Below are 19,947 nucleotides of genomic sequence, written 5' to 3'. Positions count from 1 at the left end.
CAGGTAGGCCTTCAACTGGGTCTTGAGATTGGAATCCAACATGAATAAGTGCCTCTTGAATCCAGAAATTGGGATGGCTAGAAATCTTGATGAGCGAATCTTACGAGGAACTTCTGAATTCTAAAAATTGATTAAACCATTCAGCCTCATGCAATGAAGCTATGAATAAGTTTCGCCATGTTCCACGTGGAACAAAAAGGCAGCCATAAAAAAACCCCGGTCGAACCGGGGCTTTTTGGCGGAAACGAAAATTAGAAATCCAGATTCGATACCGCCAATGCGTTGGTTTCGATGAAGTCTCGGCGAGGTTCTACCGCATCGCCCATCAGCGTATTGAAAATCTGATCGGCCGCGATCGCATCTTCGATGGTTACCTGAAGCATCCGGCGTACCGCAGGATCCATGGTGGTTTCCCAGAGCTGATCGGGGTTCATCTCGCCAAGTCCCTTGTAGCGCTGCACGCTATGGCGGCGCGTACCTTCGGTCATCAGCCAATCGAGCGCTTGCTTGAAGGAGGTCACCGTCTTCCTGCGGTCGCCTCGCTGGACGTAGGCACCCTCTTCCAGAAGGCTGTTGAGCTTTTCACCCAGCACGGTAACGGTTCGATAGTCGTTACTGCCGAAGAAATCGCGGTTGAATGTGACGTAGCTGGACAACCCGTGGGACAGGATTTCCACCTCTGGCAACCAGATCTTGCGCTCCTTGTCTTCGCGCAGGCTCGCTTTATAAGTCAATCCCGAACGCTCGGCATTCTTCAATACCGCAGCGTAGGGTTCCAGCCAGGCCTGCATGGCTGCCTGGTCGGACAGCTGCTCCAGCGTAACTCGCGGCAGATAGATCAGGGGCTCGGTCAGTTCCTGCGGATAGAGCCGCGACAGGCGTTGCAGCGTCTTGATCACGGTACGGTAATCGTTGACCAGCTGCTCGAGCGACTCGCCCGAGAGGCCTGGCGCATCCTCGTTCACGTGCAGGCTGGCGCCTTCCAGAGCCGACTGGGTCAGGTACTCGTCCATCGCCTCGTCGTCCTTGATGTACTGCTCGTGCTTGCCGCGCTTGACCTTGTACAACGGCGGCTGCGCGATATACACATAGCCACGCTCGATCAGTTCGGGCAACTGACGGAAGAAGAAGGTCAGCAACAGCGTACGAATGTGCGATCCATCGACGTCAGCATCGGTCATGATGATGATGTTGTGATAGCGCAGCTTGTCGATGTTGTATTCCTCGCGCCCGATACCACAGCCGAGCGCGGTGATCAGCGTGCCGACTTCCTGCGAGGAGATCATCTTGTCGAAGCGAGCTTTCTCCACGTTGAGAATCTTGCCCTTGAGCGGCAGGATGGCCTGGGTCTTGCGGTTACGGCCCTGCTTGGCAGAACCGCCCGCGGAGTCACCCTCCACTATGTAGAGTTCGGAAAGCGCAGGGTCTTTCTCCTGGCAGTCGGCGAGTTTCCCGGGCAGGCCGGCGATATCCAGTGCGCCCTTGCGGCGTGTCATCTCACGCGCCTTGCGTGCCGCCTCACGGGCACGGGCGGCGTCGATCATCTTGCCGACTACTGCCTTCGCCTCGTTGGGATGTTCGAGCAGGAAGTCGGCGAAGTACTTGCCCATTTCCTGTTCGACAGCCGTCTTGACCTCGGAAGAGACCAGCTTGTCCTTGGTCTGGGAGCTGAACTTGGGATCCGGCACCTTGACCGAAATGATCGCGGTCAGGCCTTCCCGTGCGTCATCACCGGTGGTGGAAACCTTGTGCTTCTTGGCCAGGCCTTCCTGCTCGATGTAGGTGTTGAGGTTGCGCGTCAGCGCTGAGCGGAAGCCCGCCAGGTGAGTGCCACCGTCACGTTGCGGGATGTTGTTGGTGAAACAGAGGATGTTCTCGTTGAAGCTGTCGTTCCACTGCAAGGCCACTTCGACGCCCACCCCATCATCGCGCTGGACGTTGAAATGGAAGATCTCGTTGACCGGCGTCTTGTTGGTGTTCAGATAACCCACGAACGCGCTGAGGCCGCCTTCGTACTTGAACATTTCCTCTTTGCCGTTGCGCTCATCACGCAGGAGGATGCCGACCCCCGAGTTGAGGAAGGACAGCTCGCGCAGTCGCTTGGCCAGGATGTCCCAGCTGAAATGGATGTTCTGGAAGGTTTCCGCCGAAGGCTTGAAGTGGATCTGGGTTCCGGTGTCCTCGGTTTCACCGACAGCAGCCAGTGGAGCCTGGGGCACACCATGCCGGTAAACCTGCTCCCAGACCTTCCCGCTACGACGGATCGTCAGCACGAGCTCTTCCGAAAGCGCGTTCACAACCGAGACGCCGACACCGTGGAGACCGCCGGACACCTTGTAGGAGTTGTCATCGAACTTACCGCCGGCATGCAACACGGTCATGATGACTTCAGCAGCCGACACGCCTTCCTCGTGGATATCGACCGGAATGCCCCGGCCGTTGTCGCGCACACTGATCGACTCATCTACGTGGATAGTGATGCTGATGTCGCTGCAGTGGCCAGCCAGCGCCTCGTCGATCGAGTTGTCGACAACTTCGAACACCATGTGATGCAGACCGGTTCCATCGTCCGTATCACCGATATACATGCCGGGCCGCTTGCGCACCGCATCGAGGCCTTTCAGCACCTTGATACTCGACGAATCGTACGTGTGGTTCTCGCTCATGCCTTCACTCCCGAGGGGCCGTGGTCCGGGGTAATCACCCCATGTTCCACGTGAAACATTGAGACCGGCGTGTCGTCACGCCAGCCTGCTCGCAATACATTCGAATCGACGCAGGTGATGAAAACCTGGCAATTCAACAATTCCAGCAATTCACACAACGCTCGGCGATGCTCGTCGTCCAGTTCGGACGGCAGGTCATCGACGAGATAAATGCATTGCCCACGTCTGGCCTCACCGACCAGATGGCCCTGGGCAATTCGCAACGCACAGACCACCAGCTTCTGCTGACCCCGGGACAGAACGTCCACGGCGTTGTGGCTATCGATGCGCAACCGTAGATCCGCCCGTTGGGGCCCCGCCTGGGTATGGCCCAGCAACTTGTCGCGCTCGAACGAGGCGGCCAACACTTGGTCGAGCGGCTTCTCTCGATCCCAGCCCCGGTAGTAACTCAGCTGAAGCCCCTGAAGGTCGCACAGCGTCGCGAGCGTACGTTCGAACACGGGTTTCAGAGCCTGGATATAGGCACGCCGATAGCCGTCTATCTCGTCGCTCGCACCGACCAATTCCCGGCTCCAGGCCGCCTGCGAAGCGCTGTCAAGTGTACCATGGCGCAGCCACGAGTTCCGCTGCCGCAGGGCTTGCTGAAGGCGCTGCCAGGCGCCCAGGAAGCGGGGTTCCACGTGGAACACTCCCCAGTCCAGAAACTGCCGACGCAATTTCGGAGCGCCTTCGAGGAGGCGAAAGCTATCCGGGTTGATCAGCTGCAGAGGCAGCGTTTCGGCAAGCTCGGCCGCACTGCGCACATTGCGCCCATCGATGCGGATCTTCACCTCGCCGCTACGATCCCGTGAGATGCCAAGCGCATTGCTCTGATCCACCGCCGTTTCGACCTGACCGAACACGGTGCAGGTCGACAGATCATGGCTGATCACCGGGTTCAGGCGAGTGCTGCGGAACGAACGCGCAAGCCCCAGCAAGTGGATAGCCTCGAGCAGGCTGGTCTTGCCGCTGCCATTGTCGCCGTAGAGGATGTTGATACGTGGGGAGGGAGATAGCGTCACCGGCTGCAGATTGCGAACACCGGTGACGGTAATACGGCTCAGGGTCATTAAGTGGAATGGTTACAGACGCATCGGCATGACGACGTAAGCGGAATCGTCGTTGTCGAATTCCTGAATAAGCGCACTGCTGTTGGAGTCGGACAGAATCAGACGAACCTGATCGGTAGTCATCACGCCCAGCACATCCAGCAGATAGCTGACGTTGAAACCGATTTCCAGCGGAGAACCGCTGTACTCGACGGCGATTTCCTCTTCGGCTTCTTCCTGCTCGGGGTTGTTGGCCTGAATCTTCAGCAGCCCGTTCTCCAGCTGCAAACGGATACCGCGGTACTTCTCGTTGGAGAGAATGGCGGTCCGACTGAAGGCTTCACGAAGCAGCTGTCGATCCCCCACCACCAGCTTGTCTCCCCCGCGCGGCAATACGCGCTCGTAATCGGGAAATTTCCCGTCCACCAGCTTGGAGGTGAAGGTGAAGTCGCCGGTGTTGGCGCGAATATGGTGTTGGCCCAGCACAATGCTGACGTCGCCGTCCTGTTCGCCGAGCAGACGGGCAAGCTCCAGGATGCCTTTGCGCGGAACGATGACCTGATGACGATCGGGCTGTTCGATGCCCGCTCCCATCGAGCACATCGCCAGGCGGTGACCATCGGTCGCGACCGCACGCAGCATGCCGTTGGAGACTTCGAGCAACATGCCGTTGAGGTAATAGCGAACATCCTGCTGGGCCATGGCGAACCCGCTGCGCTCGATGACTCGACGCAGCTTGCCCTGATTGACGCTGAAGTTGAGCGAGCCCGGCCCTTCCTCGACGGCGGGGAAGTCGTTGGCCGGCAGGGTCGACAGCGAAAAGCGGCTGCGGCCCGATTTGATCACTACCTTCTGCTCATCTAGCCTGACGCTGATCAGCGCATCCGCAGGCAGGCTCTTGCAGATGTCCATCAGCTTGCGCGCTGGAACGGTGATCTCACCGGGTTCGCTGGCGTCTTCGAGGGCCACGCGTCCAACCAGCTCGACTTCCAGGTCGGTCCCGGTCAGAGACAGTTGCTGGTCCTGAACGACCAGCAACACGTTGGACAATACCGGCAGCGTCTGCCGCCGCTCGACGACACCGGCCACCAACTGCAGTGGTTTCAACAAGGCTTCGCGTTGAATGGTGAAATGCATGGTCTGGTCCCTTGCCTAAGGTAAATGGCCGCTGTCAGTTCAGGTTGTCAAAGTGCGCAGCAGATTCTTGTAGTCTTCCCGAATATCGGCATCTGTTTCTCGAAGTTCAGCGATTTTACGGCAGGCATGCAAGACTGTCGTGTGATCCCGGCCACCAAATGCATCGCCTATTTCCGGCAGACTGTGGTTGGTCAGCTCCTTGGACAGCGCCATCGCTACCTGCCGTGGCCGCGCCACTGAACGCGAACGACGCTTGGACAATAGATCGGAAATCTTGATCTTGTAGTACTCGGCGACGGTACGCTGAATATTGTCGACGCTGACCAGCTTGTCCTGCAACGCCAACAGATCCTTCAGCGATTCGCGAATCAGCTCGATGGTGATGTCCCGCCCCATGAAATGCGCATGGGCGATGACGCGCTTCAGCGCACCTTCCAGTTCGCGCACGTTGGAGCGGATGCGCTGGGCAATGAAGAAAGCCGCATCATGGGGCAGATCGACCTTGGCCTGGTCCGCCTTCTTCATCAGGATCGCCACGCGCGTTTCCAGCTCTGGCGGCTCGACAGCCACGGTAAGCCCCCAACCAAAGCGGGATTTGAGGCGCTCTTCCAGACCATCGATTTCCTTGGGGTAGCGATCACTGGTCAGGATCACCTGCTGGCCGCCTTCGAGCAGAGCGTTGAAGGTATGGAAAAACTCCTCCTGAGAGCGTTCCTTCTTGGCAAAGAACTGGATGTCGTCGATCAGCAGCGCATCCACCGAACGATAGAAGCGCTTGAATTCATTGATCGCGTTGAGCTGCAGCGCCTTGACCATGTCCGCTACGAAACGCTCGGAATGCAGGTAGACCACCTTCGCGTTGGGATTCTTCTGCAACAGGTGATTACCCACGGCATGCATCAGGTGGGTCTTGCCCAGACCAACGCCGCCATACAGAAAGAGCGGGTTATAGCCGTGCTTGGGATTGTCGGCGACCTGCCAGGCCGCGGCGCGGGCCAGCTGGTTGGATTTGCCTTCGACGAAATTCTCGAAGGTAAAGGTACGGTTGAGATAGCTGGTGTGCTTGAGCCCACCTTCCACCTGGACGTTGCGCTCGATCCTGACAGCGGGAGCCGCTACGGCCGGAGTCGCTTCGGCAACAGGCGAGGCAGGTAGCGCCGCACCTTGCACGAGCTCGCTCACAGCGGGTACCGGAGTCGGAGCCGGGTTCTGGGCGCGCGCGACCGATGCGGAAGGCAGCGCATTCGAGGAGGTGCGTTTGCTGCCGATGAGCAATGACAGGACAGGAGCCAACCCCGTCGCGCGTTCGGCCAGAAGCTCGAGCAAGCGCGACAGATACTTCTCGTTGACCCAGTCGAGGACGAAACGGTTAGGCGCGTATACACGCAGCTCGTCGCCGTCGGCCTCCGCCTGAAGCGGGCGTATCCATGTGTTGAATTGCTGGGCGGGCAGTTCGTCACGCAGGAGATCCACGCACTGCTGCCAAAGTTCCACCGACACGGAAGCTCCTAACTCAGGGTTAAACCGCACCATTGTAGCCGGCCACAAGGCAGTTATCCACAGTAGCCCGGTATCGAAGGAGTCAGTTATCCGATTCCCTGAAGGATCGCTTCGTCATCAAAAAGTCATCACCAGAGCCCTGTTGATAACAGTCTCTGAACCCGCTGAACAAGGCTGTGGGTATCGTGATCTTTTCGCCGGCTGTGAGTAACTCACTCCTTTATACACAGCTTCCCCAGCGTATACGCACCTACAACGCACCGCTTGCGCACCTGTTTCCTGTTTCGCAGGCACCAGCGGATTCGGGTGTTACAGCAGGTTATCCACAGATACCTTCTGCACCATCTATAAACACTGTTTCAAGAGAGCTTTAAATCTATCTTTTATTTTTCATGCTTAGCTCTGGTTGGAAATTGACCTGACACCCCTGCTTCTCTACAATCGCCGGTCTCTTAAAAGGGGGCCATTCCGGCCCGCAATGGATCACCAGGTAAACGCATCATGAAACGCACTTTCCAACCCAGCACTATCAAGCGCGCTCGTACCCATGGCTTCCGTGCCCGTATGGCCACCAAGAACGGCCGTGCCGTCCTGTCGCGTCGTCGCGCCAAAGGCCGCAAGCGTCTGGCCGTCTGATACCTCGGAACAGGTAGTGAGTCGGGACTTCGGCCGGGAAAAGCGACTGCTGACCCCCCGCCAGTTCAAGGCAGTCTTCGACTCCCCTTCCGGTAAGTTGCCGGGCAGGAATGTTCTGCTGCTGGTGCGAGAGAACGACCTTCCGCATCCTCGCATCGGATTGGTGATCGGCAAAAAGAGCGTCAAGCTCTCGGTGGAGCGCAACCGCATCAAGCGGCAGCTGCGCGAGACCTTTCGTCATCATCAGATGGACCTGGCGGGGTGGGATATCGTGGTCATCGCTCGCAAGGGTTTAGCCGATCTGGATAATCCGGAACTGGCCAAGCAGTTCGCCAAGCTCTGGAGGCGGTTGTCACGTACCCCTTCGCAGCCTCAGGGTGAACCGAATCCGGCCAAAGCTTCCCATGCGTAAACTGGCCCTCATCCCGATCCGGATCTACCGGTACGCCATCAGTCCCATGATGGCCAGTCACTGTCGTTTCTATCCCAGTTGCTCCTGCTATGCACAAGAGGCCATCGAGACACACGGCCTGCTGCGCGGTGGCTGGCTGAGCCTGTGCAGGCTTGGCCGTTGCCATCCATGGAATCCGGGCGGCTATGATCCCGTGCCCACCAATAACACCTCCAATTCATCATCGATGACCGAGTAACCATGGATATCAAACGCTCGATCCTGCTCGTAGCCTTGGCAGTCGTTGCCTACCTGCTGGTTCTTCAGTGGAATCAGGACTATGGCCAGGCGGCCCTGCCTGCCGAGACCAGCCAGACACAATCCAGCGCTGTTCCTCAACTACCCGATACGCCTTCGGCACCTGCTGCCAGCAGCGGCACGCACGATGACTTGCCGGCCGTCGCAGGTCAGGAGCAAGCCAGTGCGTTGCCGTCCACCAGCGCCTCGAGCGAAGAACTCATCCGGGTTCGCACCGACGTACTGGACGTTGCCATCGATCCACGTGGCGGCGACATCGTCGAGCTGCACCTGCCGCAATATCCGCGTCGCCAGGATCGCCCCGACGTCCCCTTCCAGCTCTTCGAACGCAGCGGCCAACGTCTCTACGTGGCACAGAGCGGATTGATCGGCGATGGCCCTGATCAGGCCAGCGGCCGGCCGCTGTACAGCAGCGCGCAACGGCAGTATCAGCTCGCCGAAGGCGAGGATCAGCTGGTGGTCGACCTGACCTACAGCGCCGATGGCGTGAACTACGTCAAGCGTTTCACTTTCGCCCGTGAAAACTACGACCTGAACGTGCGTTATCTGATCGACAACCAGAGCGGCAAGCCCTGGACCGGCTACATGTTTGGCCAGCTCAAGCGCGACAGCAGTGGCGATCCTTCCTCGAGCACCGCTACCGGCACCGCCACCTACCTGGGTGCCGCGCTCTGGACCAAAGACGAGCCCTACACCAAGGTCTCCATGGGTGACATGGACGACAAGAACCTTCGCCAAACCGTGGAAGGTGGCTGGATCGCCTGGCTGCAGCATTACTTCGTGACCGCCTGGGTTCCGCCGGCCGATCAGACCAACCAGGTGCAGACCCGCAAGGACGGCCAGGGCAACTACATCATCGGTTTCACCGGCCCCGCGATCAGTGTCGCGGCAGGCACCCAGGGCGAGACCGGCGCCACGCTGTATGCCGGTCCCAAGAGCCAGGACAAGCTGGAGGAGCTCTCCCCCGGCCTGCGCCTGACCGTCGACTACGGCATCCTCTGGTTCATCGCCCAGCCGATCTTCTGGCTGCTTGAGAATATCCATGCGCTGCTCGGCAACTGGGGCTGGTCGATCATCGTCCTGACCATCATCATCAAGCTGGCGTTCTTCCCGCTGTCGGCCGCCAGCTACAAGTCGATGGCACGCATGCGGGCGGTATCGCCGAAGATGCAGGCGCTCAAGGAACAGTTCGGCGACGACCGCCAGAAGATGTCCCAGGCAATGATGGAGCTGTACAAGAAGGAGAAGATCAATCCGCTGGGCGGCTGCCTGCCGATTTTGGTGCAGATGCCGGTGTTCCTGGCCCTCTACTGGGTATTGCTGGAAAGCGTAGAGATGCGCCAGGCGCCCTGGATGTTCTGGATCACCGACCTGTCGATCAAGGATCCCTTCTTCATCCTGCCGATCATCATGGGCGTGACCATGTTCATCCAGCAGCAGCTCAACCCGACGCCGCCGGATCCGATGCAGGCCAAGGTGATGAAGCTGTTGCCGATCATCTTCACCTTCTTCTTCCTGTGGTTCCCGGCTGGTCTGGTGCTGTACTGGGTCGTCAACAACGTCCTGTCGATCGCCCAGCAGTGGTACATTACGCGGCAGATAGAAGGCGCGGCGAAAAAAGCCTGACGCCCCTGCAACCCTCGCAAACGCCCCTTGATTGGGGCGTTTTGCTATTCGTCCAGCGGCCGAGGAAACCAGCATGAGCCAGGATCGCGAAACCATCGCAGCCATCGCCACCGCCCCCGGTCGTGGCGGCGTGGGCATCGTCCGGGTGTCAGGACCGCGGGCGAAAGCGTTGGCGATCACCCTGAGCGGGCGCGAGCCCCTTCCCCGGCACGCCCATTACGGGCCCTTCCATGCCGACGACGGCGAGGTGCTCGACGAAGGCCTGCTGCTGTTCTTCCCCGGCCCCAACTCCTTTACCGGCGAGGACGTGCTCGAGCTTCAGGGACACGGTGGCCCGGTGGTGCTGGACATGCTGCTCAAGCGTTGCGTCGAACTCGGCGCTCGCCTGGCACGTCCGGGCGAGTTCAGCGAGCGCGCCTTCCTCAACGACAAGCTCGATCTGGCCCAGGCCGAGGCTATCGCCGACCTGATCGAGGCCAGCTCGGCGCAGGCCGCACGCAATGCCGTGCGTTCGCTGCAGGGCGAGTTTTCCCGGCGCGTGCACCAGTTGACCGAAACCCTCATCCAGCTGCGCATCTACGTGGAAGCGGCCATCGACTTTCCCGAGGAGGAGATCGACTTTCTCGCTGATGGCCACGTACTGCAGATGCTCGAAGGCGTCCGGGCCGAGCTATCCGAGGTGCTGCGCGAAGCGGGGCAAGGCGCCCTGCTGCGCGAAGGCATGACGGTGGTCATCGCCGGTCGACCCAATGCAGGCAAGTCGAGCCTGCTCAATGCACTGGCCGGGCGTGAAGCCGCCATCGTCACCGATATCGCCGGCACCACCCGGGACGTGCTGCGCGAACATATCCACATCGACGGCATGCCCCTGCATGTGGTGGACACCGCCGGCCTGCGCGACACCCAGGACCAGGTGGAGCGAATCGGGGTGGAACGGGCCATCCAGGCCATTCAGGACGCCGACCGGGTGCTCCTGGTCATGGATGCCAACGCTCCGGAATCGGCCGATCCGCTGGCGGCCTGGCCGGAGCTACTGGCCGTCAGGCCGGACCCGGCGAAAACCACCCTGATTCGCAACAAGGCAGATCTCACCGGGGAACCGGCGAGTCTCTCCACCGGTGCCGACGGGCAGGTAACGCTGGCGCTCTCGGCGAAGTCCGGCACGGGGCTAGAGACGCTACGCCAGCATCTGAAGGATTGCATGGGCTACGAGCAGACCACCGAGAGCAGCTTCAGCGCTCGTCGCCGACATCTCGATGCCTTGCGCCAGGCGGGGGCCCATCTGGATCACGGCCACGCCCAGCTGACCCTGGCCGGGGCCGGCGAGCTGCTGGCCGAAGACCTGCGCCTGGCCCAGCAGGCCTTGGGCGAAATCACCGGAGCTTTCAGCTCCGACGATCTGCTGGGTCGCATCTTCTCCAGTTTCTGCATCGGCAAGTAATCTGATCGCTGGTTTCGGGCTCCGTCGAGTCAGGCGGGACATCGTCCTGCGCGTATGAAAACCTGCAAAACCGGCATTTCGACATACTCGATTAGCAACTGAGCTCTGTGGAAAACCCTGCCTCAGCTCGGTCGATAAGTTCCGGATAAAACAGAGGATGAAGCGGGCTGTGGATAAACTCCATTTTTACCCACAGCCTGATAACGGGATTCACACGGGCGCCGCTCAGCTTCGGCACAGGGTTGTCATTCGCTGTAAGCCTGTCGCTGCAAGGCCTTGACCTGGTTATCCACAGAAGCAACGCTGAGCATTTATAAACACAAGAATAAGCTTTAAAGAATTTCTTTATTCATATCTATATCGAAGCCAGCCATCGCTCACCCTCTCCAATTGGTTATTTTTTATCCAGAAGCCCTTCTTTAAGCCCCCACGAATCCCTATACTTGCGCGCTTCCCCAGAAATCATCTGAACAGGCACGAGGTGCGTGGTGGATTTCCCTTCCCGTTTTGATGTCATCGTGATCGGCGGTGGCCATGCCGGTACCGAAGCGGCGTTGGCTGCTGCGCGCATGGGCGTGAAAACCCTGTTGCTGACACACAACGTCGAAACGCTCGGGCAGATGAGCTGCAACCCCGCCATCGGTGGGATCGGCAAGAGCCACCTGGTCAAGGAAATCGATGCCCTGGGCGGTGCCATGGCGACCGCGACCGACAAGGGCGGCATCCAGTTTCGTGTACTCAACAGCCGCAAGGGTCCGGCCGTACGAGCCACCCGGGCGCAAGCCGATCGAGTGCTATACAAGGCCGCGGTACGCGAGATCCTCGAGAACCAGCCAAACCTGTGGATCTTCCAGCAGGCCGTCGACGACCTGATCGTGGAGCAGGCGGAAGTCAGGGGCGTGGTCACCCAGATGGGGCTGCGCTTCTTCGCCGAGTCAGTGGTACTGACCACAGGCACCTTCCTCGGCGGACTTATCCACATCGGCCTGCAGAATTACTCCGGCGGTCGTGCCGGCGATCCGCCCTCGATCGCGCTGGCACAACGACTGCGCGAGCAGCCACTGCGAGTCGGACGCCTCAAGACCGGTACTCCACCGCGTATCGACGGTCGTTCGGTGGATTTCTCGCAGATGATCGAGCAGCCTGGGGATAACCCGCTGCCCGTGATGTCCTTTCTCGGCAGTCGCGAGCAGCATCCGCGGCAGGTCAGCTGCTGGATCACCCACACCAATGCACGCACCCACGAGATCATCGCCGCCAACCTGGATCGCTCGCCGATGTATTCCGGCATCATCGAGGGCGTCGGTCCGCGCTATTGCCCATCGATCGAAGACAAGATTCACCGCTTCGCCGACAAGGACAGCCACCAGGTGTTCATCGAGCCGGAAGGCCTGACCACCCACGAGCTGTATCCCAACGGCATCTCCACCTCGCTGCCGTTCGACGTGCAGCTGCAGATCGTGCAGAGCATTCGCGGCATGGAGAATGCCCACATCGTGCGCCCTGGCTACGCCATCGAATACGACTACTTCGACCCGCGCGACCTGAAACACAGCCTGGAAACCAAGGTGATTGGCGGCCTGTTCTTCGCCGGTCAGATCAACGGCACCACCGGCTACGAGGAGGCCGGCGTGCAGGGTCTGCTCGCCGGCACCAACGCCGCGCTGCGCGCGCAGGGGCGCGACAGCTGGTATCCGCGCCGCGACGAAGCCTATCTGGGCGTGCTGATCGACGACCTGATCACCCTCGGCACCCAGGAGCCGTATCGCATGTTCACCTCGCGCGCCGAGTACCGGTTGATTCTGCGTGAGGACAATGCCGACCTGCGCCTGACCGAGAAAGGCCGCGAACTGGGCCTGGTGGACGACGAGCGCTGGGCGGCCTTCGAGCGCAAGCGCGAGAGCATTCAGCGCGAGGAACAGCGCCTGAAGGAAACCTGGGTGCGCCCCGGTACCGAACAGGGCGATGCCATTGCCGCCCGTTTCGGCACGCCGCTGACCCACGAGTACAACCTGCTGAACCTGCTCGCGCGGCCAGAAATCGACTACCACGGGCTGGTCGCCCTGACCGGCGGTGCCGTGGATGATCCGCAGGTAGCCGAACAGGTCGAGATCAGGACCAAGTACGCCGGTTACATCGAGCGTCAGCAGGATGAGATCCAGCGCCTGCGCGAGAGCGAGAACATCGCGCTGCCCGAGGATCTGGACTACTCGACGATCGCCGGCCTTTCCAAGGAAATCCAGCACAAGCTGTCCCAGGCCAGGCCGTCCACGCTCGGCCAGGCTTCGCGTATTCCCGGCGTCACGCCGGCGGCGGTGTCGCTGCTGCTGATCCACCTGAAGAAACGCAGCAGCGGCCGCCAGCTGGAGCAGAGCGCCTGATGAGCAATGTCACCCCGGCGCACGCCGACGAACTGGACAGCGGCGCCGCCAAGCTCGGTGTCGCCCTGAGCGATACCCAGAAACAGCAACTGCTCGCCTACCTGCAACTGCTGATCAAGTGGAACAAGGCCTACAACCTGACGGCGGTGCGCGATCCGGACGAAATGGTCTCGCGGCACCTGCTCGACAGCCTGAGCGTGGTGCCCTACGTCGCCGAGGGCGGCGAACGCTGGCTGGACGTGGGCAGCGGTGGCGGCATGCCCGGCATACCGCTGGCGATCCTGTTTCCCGAACGCGCCTTCACCCTGCTCGACTCCAACGGCAAGAAGACGCGCTTTCTTACCCAGGTGAAGCTCGAACTGCAGCTGGCCAACCTTGAGGTTATCCACAGCCGGGTCGAGCAATACCGCCCGGAACGGCCCTTCGACGGCATCACTTCTCGAGCATTCAGCTCGCTGGCGGATTTCACCAGTTGGACACGCCACCTCGGCGACGACGATACCCGCTGGCTGGCGATGAAAGGCGTGCAGCCGGACGACGAGCTGCAGGCGCTGCCCGACGACTTTTCCTTGCGCAGTTGTGAAGTGCTCAAGGTTCCCGGTTGCCAAGGCCAGCGTCATCTGTTGATACTGCGCCGCACTTCATGACAGCGGACAGACACTGACATGGCCAGAGTATTCGCCATCGCCAACCAGAAGGGCGGTGTCGCCAAGACCACCACCTGCATCAACCTCGCCGCGTCGCTCGTCGCCACCCGGCGGCGGGTACTGCTGATCGACCTCGATCCACAGGGCAACGCCACCACCGGCAGCGGTGTGGATAAGTTGAATCTGGAGTACTCGATCTACGACGTGCTGATCGGCGAATGCAGCCTGGTCGACGCCATGCAGTTCTCCGAGCACGGCGGCTACCAGTTGCTGCCGGCCAACCGCGACCTGACCGCTGCCGAAGTCGCCCTGCTCAACCTGCCCGCCAAGGAAAATCGCCTGCGCGAGGCGCTGGCACCGGTGCGCGAGAACTACGACTACATCCTCATCGACTGTCCGCCGTCGCTGTCGATGCTGACCATCAACGCGCTGACCGCCGCCGACGGCGTGATCATTCCGATGCAGTGCGAGTACTACGCCCTCGAAGGCCTGACCGACCTGGTCAACTCGATCCAGCGCATCGGCCAGGCACTCAACCCGACACTGAAGATCGAAGGCCTGCTGCGCACCATGTACGACCCGCGCAGCAGCCTGACCAACGACGTGACCGAGCAGCTCAAGGCGCATTTCGGCGACAAGCTCTACGATACCGTCATCCCGCGCAACGTGCGGCTGGCCGAAGCGCCCAGCCATGGCATGCCGGCGCTGGTCTACGACAAGCAATCCAAGGGCGCACTGGCCTATCTGGCGCTGGCGGGAGAGTTGTCGCGCCGCCAGCGGCGTGCCCCCCGCAGCGTAACCGCATAAGGAATTTTTCATGGCGACCAAGAAAAGAGGTCTGGGACGCGGACTGGACGCCCTGCTCGGTGGCGCCAACGTCAGCGTCATGCAGGAACAGGCCGTTCAGGCCGATGCCCGTGAATTGCAGCATCTGCCGCTCGACCTGATTCAACGCGGCAAGTACCAGCCGCGCCGGGACATCGACCCGGTGACGCTCGAGGAACTGGCGCAGTCGATCAAGGCCCAGGGCGTGATGCAGCCGATCGTGGTGCGTCCCATTGGCGGCGGCCGCTACGAGATTATCGCCGGTGAACGTCGCTGGCGTGCCAGCCAGCAGGCCGGCCTGGAAAAGATTCCGGCCATGGTGCGCGACATACCCGACGAAGCCGCCATTGCCATGGCGCTGATCGAGAACATCCAGCGCGAAGACCTCAACCCGATCGAGGAGGCCATGGCGTTGCAGCGGCTGCAGCAGGAATTCCAGCTGACCCAGCAGCAGGTCGCCGACGCGGTGGGCAAGTCGCGGGTGACCGTCAGCAACCTGTTGCGGCTGATCGCCTTGCCGGACGAGATCAAGACGCTACTCTCTCATGGCGATCTGGAAATGGGTCATGCCCGCGCCTTGTTGGGATTGCCGCTCGAACAGCAGGTCGAGGGTGCGCGTCATGTTGTCGCAAGGGGGCTGACCGTCCGGCAGACCGAAGCCCTGGTACGCCAGTGGTTGAACGACAAGCAGGTGGCGAAGGCGGAGCCGAAAGGCGATCCGGACATCCAGCGCCTGGAACAGCGGCTGGCCGAGCGCCTGGGCTCGCCCGTGCAGATCAGGCACGGGCAGAAGGGCAAGGGGCAGTTGGTGATTCGCTACAACTCGCTGGATGAGTTGCAGGGCGTTCTGGCGCACATCCGCTGAAACAAATTGAATGTAGTGACTATCGGAAATAACTACCCGGCGGTTGAACCCAAGTTGGCCTACTTCTATACTCGCGGCGCTTTTTTTGACCGCGGTCATTTTGGATCGTGGGTGCGACAGCGACGGAATCCTGGTGAATATACGCAACCGCACACCTCTGCATCGTTTGCCGGTTGTGCGTGTGCTGTTCGCGCAGGCAGTGGTGGGTCTGACCGCCGCCGTTTTCTGCGGGGTCGTGTTTGGTATCGTCGCCGGCTATTCAGGATTGCTCGGCGGCCTGATTGCGCTTTCAGCGAACGTTTATTTCGCGTTCAAGGCCTTTCGTTATTTCGGTGCGCGTTCGGCGCGTGCCGTTGTCCAGTCCCTTTGGGCTGGCGAGATGGGGAAACAGATTCTGGCAGCAGCGCTGTTTGCGCTGGTGTTCGTGGGAGTGAAGCCGCTCGAGCCAATCGCGCTGTTTACCGGCTATCTGCTGGTTCTGGGCACTGGAGCGAGCGCTCTCCTGCTGTTGAAAAACAATCCGAAGCATTGAGCACTTGAGGCGTTTATGGCGAGTACCCCGGCGGAATATATTCAGCATCACCTGCAGAATCTGACATACGGAAAACTGCCGGCAGGCTACGTTCGCGCGGACGGCTCGGTCGTCGACCAGGCCACCTGGACCATCGCTCAGACCGGCATCGAAGCACGTGACATGGGCTTCATGGCCGTCCACCTGGACACCCTGGGCTGGTCGCTGCTGATGGGCGCCATCTTCATCCTGCTGTTCCGCAGCGTCGCCAAGGTCGCCACCGATGGCGTGCCGGGCAAGCTGCAGAACTTCGTCGAGATGTGTGTCGAGTTCATCGAAGGCGTGGTCAAGGACACCTTCCATGGCCGCAACGCGCTGATCGCCCCGCTGGCGCTGACCATCTTCGTCTGGGTGTTCCTGATGAACAGCCTGAAGTGGATTCCGGTCGACTACATCCCGGGCATCGCCCACCTGCTCGGCCTGCCGGCGTTCAAGATCGTGCCGACCGCCGACCCGAACGGCACCTTCGGCCTGTCGCTCGGCGTGTTCATCCTGATCCTGTTCTACAGCTTCAAGGTCAAGGGCTTCGGCGGCTTCAGCAAGGAACTGGCGTTCACCCCGTTCAACCACTGGTCGCTGATCCCGTTCAACCTGTTCCTCGAAATCCTCGGTCTGCTGACCAAGCCGCTGAGCCTGGCTCTGCGTCTGTTCGGCAACATGTATGCCGGTGAGGTGGTGTTCATCCTCATCGCGTTGCTGCCGTTCTACGTGCAGTGGACCCTGAATGTACCCTGGGCGATCTTCCACATCCTGGTAATCCCGCTGCAGGCGTTCATCTTCATGGTTCTGACCGTGGTGTACCTGAGCTCAGCGCACGAGGATCATGGATCCGAGGCTGCACACTAAGCTCAGACCCTGGAAACACTTTTGCTTTAAAACGAAAAACCTTAACCCCCCTAGCTTCAGGAGCTTTACATGGAACTCGTCTACATCGCCGCCTCTATCATGATCGGTCTGGGTGCCCTGGGTACCGGCATCGGCTTCGCCCTGCTGGGTGGCAAACTGCTGGAATCCACCGCTCGTCAACCCGAGCTGGCTCCGCAGCTGCAAACCAAGACCTTCCTGATGGCCGGCCTGCTCGACGCCGTACCGATGATCGGTGTTGGTATCGCGATGTACCTCATCTTCGTTGTCGCCGGTTAAGCATTTTTCCGGTTTGAGATGGGGTTCGCCGGGCGAGCCCCGTCGCCGTGGAATGACTCCCGCGTTGAACGAGATAGCACGAGGTAAATCGCTGTGAACATTAACTTGACGCTGTTCGGTCAAACGCTCGCCTTCGCTATCTTCGTCTGGTTCTGCATGAAGTTCGTCTGGCCGCCTGTCACGGCAGCCATGGCCGCACGCCAGAAGAAGATCGCCGAAGGGCTGGATGCGGCAGGCCGTGCGCAGCAAGACCTGAAACTGGCTCAGGACAAGGTGTCCAACACCCTCCGCGAGACCAAGGAACAGGCTGCCCAGATCATCGAGCAGGCCAACAAGCACGCCAACGCGATCGTCGAGGAAGCCAAGCAGCAGGCACGTGCCGAAGGCGAGCGTCTGGTTGCCGGTGCCCGCGCCGAGATCGAACAGGAAGTGAACCGTGCCAGGGACCAACTGCGCAGTCAGGTAGCGGCTCTGGCCGTCGCCGGCGCGGAGAAGATCCTGGAGTCCCAGGTGGACGCCAAGGTACACAACGAACTGGTCGAAAAACTGGCCTCCCAACTTTAAGCGAGGCAAGCGATGATCAATACCCAGACGCTTGCTCGGCCTTACGCGAAAGCCGCTTTCGAGTTCGCCAGCGCTGCCGGACAGACCGAGTCCTGGTCGAAGATGCTGAACCTGGCCGCCATCGCCGTTGAAGTCCCGGAAGTCTCAGCCTTGCTGAACGACCCTCGCCTGACCAGCGAAAGCAAGGTTCAGGATCTGGTTCGTGTGCTGGGCGACGATGCGGACGAAGCGTTCCGCAATTTCGTCGGCAACCTCGGCGAGAACGATCGCCTGGCCGTCCTGCCGACCGTTCGCGAGCTGTACGAGGACATCAAGGCGCAAGCCGAAAAAACGCTCGAGGCAGAAGTCGAAACCGCCTTCGAGCTCAGCAACGTGCAACTCCAAACTTTGGCTGCCGCCCTGTCGAAGCGGCTAGATCGCACCGTCAACCTCCAGCAGGTCGTGAACCCTGCGCTGATCGGCGGCGTGGTCATTCGCGCCGGTGACGTGGTTGTCGACGGTTCGGTCCGCGGCAAACTGAGCCAGTTGGCCGAATCGTTGAAATCCTGATTTGAGGGTCATGGCATGCAGCAACTGAATCCTTCCGAGATTAGTGAAATCATCAAGCAGCGCATCGAGAAATCCGATGTCGCCGCTCAAGCCCGTAACGAGGGCACCGTCGTCAGCGTGTCTGACGGCATCGTACGCATCTACGGTCTGGCCGACGTCATGTACGGCGAAATGATCGAGTTCCCTGGCGGCATCTTCGGTATGGCACTGAACCTGGAGCAGGACTCCGTCGGTGCTGTGGTTCTGGGTAACTACCTGGGCCTGACCGAAGGCATGAGCGCCAAGTGCACCGGCCGCATCCTCGAAGTTCCGGTAGGTCCGGAGCTGCTGGGTCGCGTGGTCGACGCGCTGGGCAACCCGATCGATGGCAAGGGCCCGGTCAACGCTCAGGCGACCGACGCGGTCGAGAAAGTGGCACCGGGCGTGATCTGGCGTAAGTCGGTCGACCAGCCGGTGCAGACCGGCTACAAATCGGTCGACGCCATGATCCCGGTAGGCCGTGGCCAGCGCGAGCTGATCATCGGTGACCGCCAGATCGGCAAGACCGCCATGGCGATCGACGCCATCATCAACCAGCGCAACAGCGGCATCAAATGCGTCTACGTGGCCATCGGTCAGAAGCAGTCGACCATCGCCAACGTGGTACGCAAGCTGGAAGAGCACGGCGCCCTGGCCAACACCATCATCGTCGCGGCCTCGGCTTCCGAATCCGCTGCGCTGCAGTTCCTGGCACCCTACGCCGGCTGCACCATGGGCGAGTACTTCCGCGATCGCGGCGAAGACGCGCTGATCGTCTATGACGATCTGTCCAAGCAGGCCGTGGCCTATCGCCAGATTTCCCTGCTGCTGCGTCGTCCGCCGGGACGTGAAGCCTACCCGGGCGACGTGTTCTATCTCCACAGCCGCCTGCTGGAGCGCGCTTCCCGCGTTTCCGAAGAGTATGTCGAGAAGTTCACCAACGGTGCCGTGACTGGCCAGACCGGTTCCCTGACCGCTCTGCCGATCATCGAAACCCAGGCTGGCGACGTTTCCGCGTTCGTTCCGACAAACGTGATTTCCATCACCGACGGTCAGATCTTCCTGGAATCGGCCATGTTCAACGCAGGCATCCGTCCGGCCGTCAACGCCGGTATCTCGGTATCCCGCGTGGGTGGTGCTGCGCAGACCAAGATCATCAAGAAGCTGTCCGGTGGTATCCGTACCGCGCTGGCTCAGTACCGTGAACTGGCTGCGTTCGCGCAGTTCGCTTCCGATCTGGACGAAGCGACCCGCAAGCAGCTCGAGCATGGTCAGCGCGTCACCGAGCTGATGAAGCAGAAGCAGTATGCGCCGATGTCCATCGCCGACATGTCCGTGTCCCTGTATGCCGCCGAGCGTGGCTTCCTGACCGACGTGGAAGTGGCCAAGGTTGGCGCCTTCGAGCAGGCCCTGATCGCCTTCTTCAACCGCGAGTTCGCCGACCTGATGGCGAAGATCAACGTGAAGGGTGACTTCAATGACGAAATCGACGCTGGCCTGAAGGCTGGTATCGAGAAGTTCAAGGCCACGCAAAGCTGGTAAGCCGCAGCGGGAACCGCAAGGTTCCCGCCTGCTAACCCG

Annotated in this window: 19 protein-coding genes; 15 read left to right on the top strand and 4 right to left on the bottom strand. The window is 60.6% G+C overall.

All coding sequences use genetic code 11. The features are described 5' to 3' along the window. Positions 1-251: 251 nt before the first annotated feature. The 4 genes from gyrB to dnaA are packed head-to-tail and all read right to left on the bottom strand — an operon-like array spanning position 252 to position 6,391. On the bottom strand, positions 252-2,666 hold the full coding sequence (gene gyrB / locus EA795_RS19540; RefSeq protein WP_058073701.1) for a DNA topoisomerase (ATP-hydrolyzing) subunit B: 2,415 nt from the start codon (positions 2,664-2,666) through the stop codon (positions 252-254). Continuing rightward, on the bottom strand, positions 2,663-3,775 hold the full coding sequence (recF, locus tag EA795_RS19535; protein WP_014850904.1) for a DNA replication/repair protein RecF: 1,113 nt from the start codon (positions 3,773-3,775) through the stop codon (positions 2,663-2,665). Before recF ends, gyrB begins: the two co-directional genes overlap by 4 nt. 12 nt (positions 3,776-3,787) lie before the next feature. After that, entirely contained in the window at positions 3,788-4,891 is a 1,104-nt protein-coding gene (dnaN, locus tag EA795_RS19530) for a DNA polymerase III subunit beta (protein WP_014850903.1), read from the bottom strand. A gap of 39 nt (positions 4,892-4,930) precedes the next feature. Next, positions 4,931-6,391, bottom strand: coding sequence for a chromosomal replication initiator protein DnaA (gene dnaA, locus EA795_RS19525; RefSeq protein ID WP_014850902.1), 1,461 nt, complete (start codon positions 6,389-6,391; stop codon positions 4,931-4,933). A 501-nt stretch (positions 6,392-6,892) separates the two neighbouring features. On the opposite strand from dnaA, the gene rpmH reads away from it, so the two are divergent. The 15 genes from rpmH to atpA all read left to right on the top strand — a co-directional run bounded on the left by rpmH (position 6,893) and on the right by atpA (position 19,908). Then, the gene (rpmH, locus tag EA795_RS19520; protein WP_002551315.1) at positions 6,893-7,027 is read left to right on the top strand and encodes a 50S ribosomal protein L34; all 135 of its coding nucleotides are present in this window, start codon (positions 6,893-6,895) and stop codon (positions 7,025-7,027) included. A gap of 16 nt (positions 7,028-7,043) precedes the next feature. Then, on the top strand, positions 7,044-7,439 hold the full coding sequence (gene rnpA / locus EA795_RS19515) for a ribonuclease P protein component (protein ID WP_014854681.1): 396 nt from the start codon (positions 7,044-7,046) through the stop codon (positions 7,437-7,439). After that, positions 7,432-7,677 carry a membrane protein insertion efficiency factor YidD gene (gene yidD / locus EA795_RS19510; protein WP_014854680.1) on the top strand — a complete coding sequence of 82 codons (246 nt, stop codon included), beginning with the start codon at positions 7,432-7,434 and terminating at the stop codon, positions 7,675-7,677. The genes rnpA and yidD overlap by 8 nt, the downstream gene beginning before the upstream one ends. A gap of 2 nt (positions 7,678-7,679) precedes the next feature. Then, on the top strand, positions 7,680-9,362 hold the full coding sequence (gene yidC, locus EA795_RS19505; protein ID WP_122079054.1) for a membrane protein insertase YidC: 1,683 nt from the start codon (positions 7,680-7,682) through the stop codon (positions 9,360-9,362). A 73-nt stretch (positions 9,363-9,435) separates the two neighbouring features. Next, on the top strand, positions 9,436-10,803 hold the full coding sequence (gene mnmE, locus EA795_RS19500; RefSeq protein WP_122079052.1) for a tRNA uridine-5-carboxymethylaminomethyl(34) synthesis GTPase MnmE: 1,368 nt from the start codon (positions 9,436-9,438) through the stop codon (positions 10,801-10,803). Positions 10,804-11,291: 488 nt separating this feature from the next. Next, complete coding sequence (mnmG, locus tag EA795_RS19495; protein WP_122079051.1) at positions 11,292-13,184, top strand: tRNA uridine-5-carboxymethylaminomethyl(34) synthesis enzyme MnmG; 1,893 nt, start codon at positions 11,292-11,294, stop codon at positions 13,182-13,184. Next, a complete protein-coding gene (rsmG, locus tag EA795_RS19490; RefSeq protein WP_122079049.1) occupies positions 13,184-13,831 on the top strand; it encodes a 16S rRNA (guanine(527)-N(7))-methyltransferase RsmG in 648 nt (215 codons plus the stop codon). The genes mnmG and rsmG overlap by 1 nt, the downstream gene beginning before the upstream one ends. A gap of 18 nt (positions 13,832-13,849) precedes the next feature. Next, on the top strand, positions 13,850-14,638 hold the full coding sequence (locus EA795_RS19485; protein WP_122079048.1) for a ParA family protein: 789 nt from the start codon (positions 13,850-13,852) through the stop codon (positions 14,636-14,638). 10 nt (positions 14,639-14,648) lie between these two features. Next, positions 14,649-15,521 carry a ParB/RepB/Spo0J family partition protein gene (locus EA795_RS19480; RefSeq protein WP_014854674.1) on the top strand — a complete coding sequence of 291 codons (873 nt, stop codon included), beginning with the start codon at positions 14,649-14,651 and terminating at the stop codon, positions 15,519-15,521. A 133-nt stretch (positions 15,522-15,654) separates the two neighbouring features. Continuing rightward, positions 15,655-16,053 (top strand): F0F1 ATP synthase subunit I, encoded by a 399-nt coding sequence (locus tag EA795_RS19475; RefSeq protein ID WP_014854673.1) that lies wholly within the window; start codon positions 15,655-15,657, stop codon positions 16,051-16,053. A gap of 15 nt (positions 16,054-16,068) precedes the next feature. Beyond that, a complete protein-coding gene (gene atpB / locus EA795_RS19470; protein ID WP_014854672.1) occupies positions 16,069-16,938 on the top strand; it encodes a F0F1 ATP synthase subunit A in 870 nt (289 codons plus the stop codon). Positions 16,939-17,007: 69 nt separating this feature from the next. After that, positions 17,008-17,235 carry a F0F1 ATP synthase subunit C gene (atpE, locus tag EA795_RS19465; protein ID WP_003290909.1) on the top strand — a complete coding sequence of 76 codons (228 nt, stop codon included), beginning with the start codon at positions 17,008-17,010 and terminating at the stop codon, positions 17,233-17,235. 93 nt (positions 17,236-17,328) lie between these two features. Continuing rightward, the gene (locus tag EA795_RS19460) at positions 17,329-17,799 is read left to right on the top strand and encodes a F0F1 ATP synthase subunit B (protein WP_014854671.1); all 471 of its coding nucleotides are present in this window, start codon (positions 17,329-17,331) and stop codon (positions 17,797-17,799) included. Positions 17,800-17,811: 12 nt separating this feature from the next. Further along, the gene (locus EA795_RS19455) at positions 17,812-18,348 is read left to right on the top strand and encodes a F0F1 ATP synthase subunit delta (RefSeq protein ID WP_014854670.1); all 537 of its coding nucleotides are present in this window, start codon (positions 17,812-17,814) and stop codon (positions 18,346-18,348) included. A gap of 15 nt (positions 18,349-18,363) precedes the next feature. Beyond that, positions 18,364-19,908, top strand: a complete 1,545-nt coding sequence (atpA, locus tag EA795_RS19450) for a F0F1 ATP synthase subunit alpha (RefSeq protein ID WP_014854669.1) — start codon at positions 18,364-18,366, stop codon at positions 19,906-19,908. Positions 19,909-19,947 lie beyond the last annotated feature (39 nt).

This window comes from Stutzerimonas nitrititolerans, assembly GCF_003696285.1.
Taxonomy (GTDB): domain Bacteria; phylum Pseudomonadota; class Gammaproteobacteria; order Pseudomonadales; family Pseudomonadaceae; genus Stutzerimonas; species Stutzerimonas nitrititolerans.
Note: the sequence above shows the minus strand (reverse complement) of the source record. Positions and strands in the feature narration are given on the sequence as shown.